Here is an 11,285-nt window from a genome sequence, read left to right as displayed (position 1 = left end):
CCCTCTCAAGAAATCAGTTTTTCCAGATCATCGAGGGATAGACGTTTGAGGGCCTCCAGGGATTTAGCCAATTCATCCTGAACGGGCGACATTTCGACGCGCAGCGCCTCGATCCGGTTGCAGAACGCTTTCAGCGTATCGGCTTCGAACAGCTCCTTGAGCGGCACCTTGTCGCCCAGCCGCTCCTTGATCCGGGTCACCACCAGCGTCGCCAGCAACGAATGGCCGCCGAGCTGGAAGAAGTTGTCCGCCAGGCCCACGCGCTCGACTTCCAGCACTTCCTGCCAAACCGTCGCCACCTCCCATTGCAAGTCGGTCTGCGGCGCTTCGTACTGCTGCTGCGTCGGGCTCTCGCCCAATGCCATCAACGCCTTGCGGTCGAGCTTGCCGTTCGGGGTCAGCGGCACCGCCTCGATCACATGCAGATGCCCCGGCACCATGTGCGCCGGCAAACGACTGGCCAATGCGGCGCGCAGGCGCTCGGTCAGCGCCGCCGGGTCGCTCGCCTGTTGCGCCGCCACGACGTAGCCGTGCAGGTGCTTGCCCGCCGCGCCGTCCTGCGCCAGCACCACCGCTTCGCGCACCTCGTCCTGCTCCAGCAGGCGCGCTTCGACCTCGCTCAGCTCGATACGGAAACCACGGATCTTCACCTGATGGTCGGCGCGGCCCAGGTACTCGATGTTGTCATCCGCGCCCTGGCGCACCAGATCCCCCGTGCGGTAAAGCCGCTCGCCGTTGCCGGCATACGGGTTGGGCACGAAGCGTTCGGCAGTCAGCCCCGGACGCATCAGATAGCCCCGGGTCACGCCGGCGCCGCCCAGGTACAACTCGGCCGCCACACCGGCCGGCAAGCCATTGAGTTGCGTGTCGAGCAGGTACGCCACGGTGTTGTCCAGCGGCCGGCCGATGTTGGCCTGACCGTGCGCGGTGCGCAGGGTGAATGTCGAATACGTGGTGTCTTCCGACGGACCGTACAGGTCGTAGACCTGCCTGACCGATGGGGTCGCGTACAGCGTGTCTACCAGGCTCTGTTTCAGCGGCTCGCCGGCCAGATTGATGGTCGCGACCGACGATGGAATCTGCCCGGCCCGTTGCAGCGCGGCAATCGCCGACGGCACCGTGTTGATCAGCGTGACCCGCTCGCGGGCCGGCAACTCCGCCAGGGCCAGCGCGTTGTCCGCCAGCACCATGCAGCCACCGCTGGCCAGGGTGACAAAGATCTCCCAGACCGACAGGTCGAAGCAGATCGAAGTCGACGCCAGCACACCGCGCAGTTGCTCCTCGCGGTACACCCCTTGCGACCACTGGATCAGCGCAGTGAGGTTGGCGTGACTGACGGCCACGCCCTTGGGCTTGCCGGTGGAACCCGAGGTGTAAATGACATAAGCCAGGTTTTGCCCGCTGATCCCGGCCACCGGCGCGGTGGTTGGATACCCGGCCAGCGATTGCTCGCCCTCCTCCACCAGCACCACCTGAGCGCTCAACGCGTCAGGCAGCATCGCCTGCGCTGCCGGCTCGGTCAGCAATACCGCGGCGCGGCTGTCGTCGAGCATGTGCAGCAGACGTTCCTGCGGGTAATCCGGGTCCAGCGGCACATAGGCGCCACCGGCCTTGAGAATTGCCAACAGCGCGACCAGCATGTCCGGGGTACGGCGCATGCACACACCGACCCGCACCTCCGGCCCCACGCCCAGCGCTTGCAGTTTGTGCGCCAGACGATTGGCCCGCAGGTCGAGGTGGCGATAGTCGATCTGCTGTTCGGCGTAGATCACCGCCGCTGCATCCGGTCGCAGTGCAACGCGGGACTCGATGAACTCGAGCACCGTGCGCGAATCGGTCGCCGTGACGCCGGCCTTGCCCCAGTCGATCGCTTGCTTGCGCTGCGGCTCGTCGAGCAATTGCAAGGTGCCCAACGGTTGCGTGGCGTTGCCGAGGAACTGGCTCAACAGACTTTCGAGCTGACGACTCAGGCCGACGATCGTCGCAGCACCGAACAGGGCCTGATCGTAACTGACGCCCAGGCTCAGCTCGCGACCGGTGACCGCCACCAGCGTCAGCGGGTAGTTGGTCTGCTCCTGACGGCGGATCGCCGAGAACACCAGACCGGTATCCGGCCCCTGTTGCAGGGCTTCGGCCATCGGGTAGTTCTCGAACACCAGAATGCTGTCGAACAGCGCTCCCGCACCGAGTCCGGCCCAGCGCTGAATCTCGTAGAGCGGCGTGTGCTCATGCTCGCGCAGCGCCAGGTTGAGGCCCTGCACGTGTTGCAACCAGCGCTCGACCGGCATCTCGGCGGACGGCGCCGCCACGACCGGCAAGGTGTTGATGAACAGGCCGATCTGCTGCTCGACGCCGGGCAGATCGGTCGGACGTCCGGCCACCGTAGCGCCGAAGGCCACGCTGTCCTGACCGGTGTAACGCTGCAACAGCACCAGCCACGCCGCTTGCACCAGGGTGTTGAGGGTGACTTTCTGCTCCCGGGCGAAACGGTTCAGATCCGCCGTCAGCTGTTCGCTGAACAGATGCTGGTGATCGGCATAACCGCTGACGCCGGACGTCTGCGTCGGCACGGCACTGGCCAGACGCGTCGGCTCTTCGAGCTCGGCCAGCGCGTGCTTCCAGAACGCCCGACTGGCTGGCTGATCGCGCTGACCCAGCCATTCGATGTAGTCGCGATAACGTCCCTGGGCAGCAACCGGAGTCAGGCCCGCATAACGCTGCAGCACTTCACCGAACAACTGCGAGGTACTCCAGCCATCCATCAGGATGTGATGGCAGGTGTAGATCAGGTGATGCGTCGAATCATCGGTACGCACCAGCGAAACCCGCAACAGCGGCGCGCCCGTCAGCTCGAAACCGTTGGCCAGATCATCGCCGGCCAGTTGTTCCAGCGCAGTGTCGAGGTCGGTTCGACCCCGCCAGTCCTGCACGCTCCACGGCATTTGCACGCTCTGGCGAACCACTTGCACCGCTGCAGCGGCGTCGCTCGGCCAGACAAACGCGGTACGCAGAATGTCGTGGGCGTCGAGGGTCTGCTGCCAGGCCTGACGGAAACGCTCGGCCTCCAGATGTTGCACGTCGACCCGCAGCTGGTTGGTGTAAGCCGGGCTGTCGGGGTCGTTGAGGCTGTGGAACAGAATGCCTTGCTGCATCGGCGACAGCGGGTACAGATCGGTGATCTCCCGGGCCGGAATCGGCAGTGCCGAAAGTTGCGCCTGCGTCAGGCTCACCAGACTGAAATCGGACGGCGTGACGCCGGCCTCGCCGCTGTCGCAGCAGTGCTCGATCAGCCGTTCCAGCTCCAGGCGATAAGCCTCGGCCAGCGCCTGCACCGTATCGGCGCGGTACATGCCCGAACCGAATGTCCAGGTCAGTTCCAGCTCGCCGCCATACACCTGACCGTCAATGCTCAACCAGTTGCCCAACGGTGCCGTGGCGTCCTGATTGGCCCCGGTGCTTTCGCCGGACGGCACGAACAGGGCGCCCTCGGCGGCACTGAAGTCGCCGTCGAACTGGCCCAGATAGTTGAAGGTCACCCGTGGCGGGGCCAGCGAACGCAGCTCGGCGGCACCGGTCAGGTAGCGCAGCACGCCGTAACCGATGCCTTTTCCCGGCACGGCGCGCAGTTGCTCCTTGATCGCGCACAACGATTCGCCCGGCCCTGCCTGCGGTGTCAGACGCACCGGGAACAGGCTGCTGAACCAGCCCACCGTACGACTCAGATCGAGTTCCTCGAACAGGTCTTCGCGACCATGGCCTTCAAGCTGGATCAGCACCGACAGCTGTCGGCTCCAGTCACACAACACCCGCGCCAGCGCCGTGAGCAGCAGATCGTTGATCTGCGTGCGATACGCGGCCGGGGCAACCTTGAGCAACTTGTGGGTCAGTGCCTGGCTCAGGCGCGAACTGACGCGTTGCGCCTGCTCCTGAGTCTGCACGTCCTGTGCAAAGTCCCGTGGCAACTCCACGCCATCGGCACTCAGGGTCGCCTGCCAATACTCGCGCTCGCGGCCCAGGGTTTCACTTTGGGCATAACGGTGCAGACGCTCGGCCCAGCTCTGCAACGAACTGCTCTTGCCCGGCAACACCAGCGGCGTGCCCGAGGCCAGTGCGGCGTAACCGAGCTGCAAGTCTTCCAGCAGGACGCGCCAGGACACGCCATCGACCACCAGGTGATGGATCACCAGCAACAGACGCTGTTCACCGCCGGGCAGATTCGCCAGCACCGCCCGCAACAGTCGCCCCTGTTGCAGATCCAGACTGCGCTGGGCCAGATCCGCCAGCGCCGTCAGTTGATCCAGGCTGTCCAGATCACGCACCCACAACAGCTCCGGGTCGCGTTGCGTCTGGAACGTTGCCTGCCACACATCGCCCGACGCCTGGAAGTTCAACGCCAGTGCATCATGCTGCTCGATCAGTGCCGCCAGTGCGGCTTGCAGATGACTGGCATCAAGCGGCGCCTGCGGTTGCAGCATCACCGACTGGTTCCAGTGCTCTCGCCGGGCAATCGGTGTTTCGAAAAAGCGCGCCTGAATCGGCAGCAAAGCCAGCTGCCCGCCGACCTTCTGCGGCGCTGCCGCCACGGGTTTGGCTTCGATCAGTTTGGCCACCGCCGCCAACTGGCCCACGGTCTGCTTCTCGAACAATTGCTTGGGGCTGAGCTTGATGCCCTGGCGCTTGGCCCGGGCAATGATTTGCAGGCTGAGGATCGAGTCCCCGCCCAGTTCGAAGAAATTGTCGGTGCTGCCCACACGCTCGAGCTTGAGCACATCGGCCCAGATCGCCGCGAGTTTTTCCTCGACCTCGCCCACCGGCGCGACGAAGCGCTGCGTCACCACGCCCGGCACCGGCAAGGCGCGCTTGTCCAGTTTGCCGTTGGCGGTCAGCGGCAATTGCTCCAGCAGTACAATCTGCGCCGGCACCATGTAATCCGGCAGACGGGCTTGCAGTTGCTCGCGCAGTGTTTCCGCCTTCAGCGCTGCATCTGCCGCCGGCACGCACCAGGCCACCAATTGCAGGCGTGCCGGGTCGTCATCCAGCGCCAACGCGAGTACCGCCGCTTCGCTGACACCGTCCAGGCCGAGCAGCACCCGGGCGACTTCCGCCGGCTCAACCCGATACCCGCGCACCTTGACCTGATCGTCCGCGCGCCCGATGAACTCCACCGCCTGCTGGCGATTGCGACGCACCCGGTCGCCACTGCGATAGACCCGCGCACCGGCCGGCCCGAACGGATCGGGAACGAAGCGCTCGGCCGTCAGCCCCGGCTGCCCAAGGTAACCGAGGGCAACACTGTCGCCGCCGATGTACAGCTCGCCCGCAACCTGATCGGCCACGCTGTTGAGTACATCGTCAAGCACATACACATGGGCCCCGGCCAATGGCGTGCCGACCGGCACACTGCGAGCCCCCGGTTCCAGCGAACCGACTTCGTGGGCCAGTACACCGACGGTGGTTTCGCTCGGGCCGTAGTGGTTGATGACCCGGCAACCCGGCTTGAGCTGACGCACACGCTCCACCAGCGCCGGCGAACACGCTTCGCCGCCGACAATCAGCGCCTGCTCCGGCAGCACATCGGCTGCACGCGACGCCTGCAACAAGGCCGCCAGATGTCCCGGAACGATTTTCAGCATGCCCACCCGGTGCCCGGCCATGTACTCGGCGAAGCGATCCGGATCGAAGCCCAGCTCTTCCGGCAATACATGCAGCAACCGGCCCGAGCACAGCGCGCCGAACAGCACGGTGAAACCCAGGTCCGCCGCGATGGTGGAGACCAGCGCCATGCTGGTGTCCGGCGCCGGATCGAGACGCTCCAGCACACCGCGCACGTAACTGGCCAACGCACCGTGGCTGACCAGCACGCCCTTGGGTTGTCCAGTGGAACCGGAGGTGTGAATCACATAGGCCGGCGACTGCGCCGACAACTCACAGGCCGGGGCCGTCGCCGGCTGCTGTTGCCATTGCTGCGCATCGAATGCCAGCCCCTGACAACCGGCGACCGCCAGTTCCGAAACCCGCGAATCACCCTCGGCACACACCACTGCCCGAGCCTTCGCGGCGCCGAGCATCTGTTGCAAGCGCGCCATCGGCGCCTTGACGTCCAGCGGCATGTACACCGCGCCAGCCTTGATGATCGCCAGCACGCACGTCAGCCAGTCGAGCGAGCGCTCCATCAGCACCGCCACCGGTTGACCGGCAATCGCGCCTTGGGCCAGCAGATGATGCGCGAGGCGATTGGCAGCCTGATCCAGTGCCTGGAAGCTCAAGCCGCCATTCAGATCCCGCGCTGCCAGCGCTTGCGGCTGGCGCGCGACTTCGCGTTCCCAGTGCTGCAACACCGACTGTGCCGGTTCACGCGGTGCCGCGAGCGCGCTCGGCAATGCCGTCGCCACGGTGTGCAGTGGCGCCTGTGGCGCTTTCAGCAGCGCACCGAACAGACCGAGCAAGGCCGAGACAAAACCTTCGACGGTTGCGTGTCGATAGAGGTCGCTGGCGTAGGTCATCTGCCCGTGAATCAACGTGCCGTCGTCGGTGATGTCCAGCGCCAGATCGAAGTGCGTGCCGTCCTTGTCCAGCGGATACTCCGCCACGGTCAGGCCCGGCAACGCCATCGAGCGCTGCTTCTGCATGCCGACGTTCTGGTTGAACTTGGCCTGGAACAACGGGTTGTGCCCCAACGTACGCTCGGCGACCAACTCGTCCACCAGTTGCTCGAACGGCAGCTCCTGATGGGCCTGCGCGCCGAATGACGCCTCGCGCACCCGCGCCAGCAAGTCCTCGAAACTGCCTCGCTCATCCACCTCGCAGCGCAGCACCTGGGTATTGACGAAGAAGCCGATCAGCCCTTCGACCTCGGCGCGACTGCGGTTGGCGTTGGGCACGCCGACGCGGATGTCACGCTCTCCGGCCTGACGCGAGAGGAACAGCGAGAACCCTGCGAGCACCAGCATGAACAGACTGATGCCTTGAGCACGGGCAAAGCCGTTGAGTTGACGCGACAGATCCGCGCCGAAATCGAAGCTCAGAGTCTGGCCTTCAAAACTCTGGGTCAGCGGCCGGGCGAAGTCCGGGGCGACTTCCAGCAGCGGATGCTCCTCACCCAGTTGCTGGCGCCAGTAATCGAGTTGACGCTCGCCCTCGCCCGCTTCCAGCCAGCGCCGCTGCCAGATGGCGTAGTCGGCGTATTGCAAGGCCAGCGCCGGCAACTGCGGTTCGCGCTGCAGGCTGAACGCCTGATAGCACTGCACGAATTCCTTGACCATCACGTCCATCGACCAGCCGTCGGAGACGATGTGGTGCATGCTCACCACCAGCACGAACTCATCGTCCGCCAGGCAAAACAGACTGGCGCGCAGCAACGGGCCGTGACGCAGATCGAACGGCTGCGCCGTCACCTTCTGCACGTGCTCGGCCAGCGTCTGCTCGCGTTCTTGCGCGGCAACACCGGTCAAGTCGATGCGTTCCAGCGCAACGCCCTGCGGGTCGAGGATCACTTGATGCGGCTGGTCGCCGTCGGTGCGGAACACCGTGCGCAGCACTTCATGGCGCGCCAGCAGGTGATCGAACGAGCGGGTCAGCGCCGCTTCGTCCAGCCGTCCTTTCAGGCGCAGGCCGGCGGCCATGTTGTACGCGGCGCTCTGCGGCTCGAGCTGCCAGAGAAACAGCAAACGCTGCTGGGCGAACGACAGCGGAATCTGCGCGCAGTCGTGCCGGCTGACCGGCAGCGGCAGCAGGCTGAAATCCTTGCCCTCCTCGCGCAGTTTGGCCAGAAACAGCCGACGCTGCTCAAGCGGCAAGCCGACGAATCTTTTAGCGATACGCTCCGCCATGGTGCCGCTCATACTTCTTCTCCTTCCAATTCATTCATGAACAGGTCCATGTCGGACCAGTCGTTATCCGCTGCACCGTCGGCCAACTGCGCCACTGCCTGGGCCAGTTCACCGAGCAGCGGCTTTTCGAACAGGTTGCGCAGCGGCAACACCACGTTCAGCTGTTTCTTGATCCGGCCGATCACTTGCGCCGCCAGCAGCGAATGGCCGCCCAGCTCGAAGAAGTGATCGTCCAGACCGACGCGCGGCACTTGCAGCACATCCGCCCAGATATGCGCCAGGGCTTTTTCGATGTCCGATTGCGGGGCGCGGTAATCGACCTGCAATTGGTCCATGTCCGGCGCCGGCAAGGCCTTGCGATCGAGCTTGCCGCTCGGCGTCAGTGGCAACTCCGCCAACAGCAGCAGATGGCCCGGCACCATGTAGTCCGGCAGCCTGGCCTGCAGCGAAGCCCTGACCTGCTGACGGAACGCCGACTGAGCGGCCACCCCGTCCAGCACGTCCTGATCGGCCACCAGATACGCCACCAGTTGCAGGCTGCCATTGAGCGGCAAGGCCAGCACCACGGCCTCGCGGATGCCCGGGCATTGCTGCAGGCGCGATTCGATTTCACCCAGCTCGATACGGAAACCGCGGATCTTCACTTGATGATCCACGCGACCGACGTATTCCACCGCGCCGTCAGCGCGCAAACGTGCGCGGTCGCCGGTGCGGTACAGGCGCTCGCCGCTGGCAAACGGGTCGGCTATGAAACGCTCGGCGCTCAGGGTCGGTTGTCGGTGGTAGCCGCGCGCCAGGCCCGGGCCGCCGATGTACAACTCGCCCACCGCGCCTTGCGGCAGCAGGTTCAAATCATCGTCCAGCACGTACAGGCGACGTGCGGCCAGACCGTGACCAATCGGAATGCCGCGCCACGACACGGCGTCAGGGGTCAGCGCCGAGCAGTCGTGGATCGTCGACACCACGGTGGCCTCGGTCGGCCCGTAGGTATTGAGCAGGCGCACATGACCCAATCCGGCCTGCTTCCACAGGCGCAGACCGTCCACCGCCATCGCCTCGCCGCCCACGTGAATCTGGCGCAGGGCACCGAAATGCGCCGGAGGATTGGCAGCGTATTCCTGCACCAGCCAGTACCAGTACGCCGCCGGCAAGTCGGCCAGGGTGATGCCGTGTTCGAGGATCACTTGATGCAATGTCGCGCTGTCCCACAGACGCGCGTCGCGCAGCACGACGCTCGCGCCGTGACAGAGCGGCGGGAAAAACTGCTCGACGAACCCGTCGAAGCTGCTGGTCGCGAACTGCAAGACCCGGTCGCCTTCGCGCAGGTCGCTGTAGTCGATGGCGCGCTCGATGAACTCGCTCAGCGCGGCATGACTGATCGCCACGCCCTTGGGCCGACCGGTCGAGCCGGAGGTATAGATCACGTAGGCGAGGTTTTGCGGCTCGACCGTCACCGGCAGATTGTCGCTGGCGCCATCGTCGGGCAGCGTGTCCAGGCACAGGCTTTGCACACCGTCGAGAGCCGGCAGAACGGCCAGCGTCTGCCGGTCGGTCAGCAACAGGTTCAGTCCGCTGTCGTCGAGCACATGGCGCAAACGCTCGCCCGGCGTCTGCGGATCCAGCGGCACATAGGCGCCGCCGGCCTTGAGCACGGCCAGCAAGGCGACGGCCAGTTCCAGCGAACGCCCCAGCGCCACGCCGACCAGCACATCTGGGCCGACACCCCGGGCGCGCAGTTGATGGGCCAGGCGATTGCTGCGCCGGTTCAGTTCGGCATAGCTGATCGAGGGTGACGGCTCGCTCGCCAGAATCACCGCCGGCGCCTCGGGGGTACGGGCCACTTGCGCTTCGAACAGGGTCTGAAAGCTGGCCAGTCGCGGGCTCGTTTCGGCGATCTGGATCAAGCCCTGCTGCTCGGCGACGTCCAGCATCGAAAGGTTGCCGATCAACTGCTGCGGATCACGGCAGACCGACACCAGCACGTTGCGCCAGTGCCCGGCCAGCGCGGCGATGGTGGACTCGTCGAAAATATCGGTGGCGTAGGTGAACGCGGCGAACAGTTGCTCGCCCTCTTCACGGGTGTCGAGCATCAGATCGCTGGTGGCCGCATGTTCGCGGCCGCTGCCGGTCAGTTGTTCCTCGGTCAGGTAACCGACCCGCAAGCCTGACGCCAACTGCGCCTGCTGCAAATCGGTCACCAGCGGCTGATGGTTGAACATCACCTGGAACAGCGGGTTATGGCTCTGACTGCGGGCCGGTTGCAGGGCTTCGATCAAGGCATCGAACGGCAGATCCTGATGGGACTGCGCGCCGGCCGCAGACTGGCGCAGGCTCTGTAACAGATCGGCGAAACGGCTGTTGGCGGTGACCACGCTGCGCAGGATCTGCGTATTGACGAAGAAGCCGATCAAGCCTTCGGTTTCGCTGCGGGTACGGTTGGCGATCAGGCCGCCGACGCGAATGTCGGTCTGGCCGCTGTAGCGATGCAGCAAGGTCTTGAACGCCGCCAGCAGAACCACGAACAGGGTCACGCCCTGACGTTGGGCGAGGTTTTTCAGATCCTGGCGCAGGCTGGCGTCGATGACCGTTTCCAGACGCGCGCCGCGGTGACTGGCCTGCGCCGGGTAAGCGCGGTCAGTCGGCAGTTCAAGCACCGGATGTTCATCGCCCAGCTGCGCGCGCCAGTAGTCGAGCTGCCTCTCGCGTTCGCCCGCCTCCAGCCAGCTGCGTTGCCACAGCGCATAGTCGCGGTAATGCACGGTGATCGCCGGCAATTGTGGCTCGCGCCCGGCCACCAGCGCATCGTAGGTGCGCATGAATTCATCGATGAGAATGTTCATCGACCAGCCGTCGGCAATGATGTGGTGCAGCGTCAGCAACAGCACGTGTTCCTGCGCGTCCAGCCGCAGCAGACGCAGGCTCAGCAACGGCCCGCTTTCCAGATCGAAGGCTTGCGTGGCCTCCGCCATCATGTGCTGACGGGCCAGCGGCCAGCGCTGATCCTCGGGCAACGCGCTCAGGTCAGTGAGGGTCAGCTTGACGGGCTGCGGTTCGGCGACTTTCTGGAAAGCTTGTTCGCCCTCCTGACCGAACGTGGTGCGCAGGCACTCATGCCGCGCCGCCAGCAGACTGAACGCCTGCTCCAGCGCCTCGGGCTGCAACTCACCGCTCAGGCGCACGGCCATTGGCAGGTTGTAGGCGGCGCTTTGCGGATCCATCTGCCAGAGAAACCACATCCGCTGCTGGGCATAGGACAAGCCGTCACGCTCGGCGGCCCCGATGCAGGCGGTCATGGGCAGCTGCGCAAAATTGATCCCTTCACGGGCCATGCCGGCGAGGAACAAACGACGTTTGTCCTGAGGCAATTCGATAAAGCGGCGGGCTAGTTTCTGTGCGTCTGCGGCATTCATGCATTGGGTCCTTGCTGATCGGCGGCGTGACCAGGAGGCCCGGTCG

The 11,285-nt window shown here is 65.2% G+C and carries 2 protein-coding genes; both read right to left on the bottom strand.

Annotation, left to right across the window (positions count from 1 at the left end; all coding sequences use genetic code 11):
* Positions 1-5: 5 nt before the first annotated feature.
* Positions 6-7,841: a non-ribosomal peptide synthetase gene (locus tag AC07XZ_RS18390; protein ID WP_102686976.1), complete on the bottom strand. Its 7,836-nt coding sequence runs from the start codon at positions 7,839-7,841 to the stop codon at positions 6-8.
* Entirely contained in the window at positions 7,838-11,239 is a 3,402-nt protein-coding gene (locus AC07XZ_RS18385) for a non-ribosomal peptide synthetase (RefSeq protein WP_102686975.1), read from the bottom strand. The genes AC07XZ_RS18390 and AC07XZ_RS18385 overlap by 4 nt, the downstream gene beginning before the upstream one ends.
* Positions 11,240-11,285 lie beyond the last annotated feature (46 nt).

The sequence above is a fragment of the Pseudomonas sp. GW458-11-26-14-LB4 genome (genome assembly GCF_059423925.1).
This window is presented reverse-complemented; position numbering and strand designations above follow the sequence as displayed.

Excerpts from the sequence above, each read along its gene's own strand:
- AC07XZ_RS18390 (WP_102686976.1), bottom strand. The coding sequence starts at position 7,841 with ATGAGCGGCACCATGGCGGAGCGTATCGCTAAAAGATTCGTCGGCTTG.
- AC07XZ_RS18385 (WP_102686975.1), bottom strand. The coding sequence starts at position 11,239 with ATGAATGCCGCAGACGCACAGAAACTAGCCCGCCGCTTTATCGAATTG.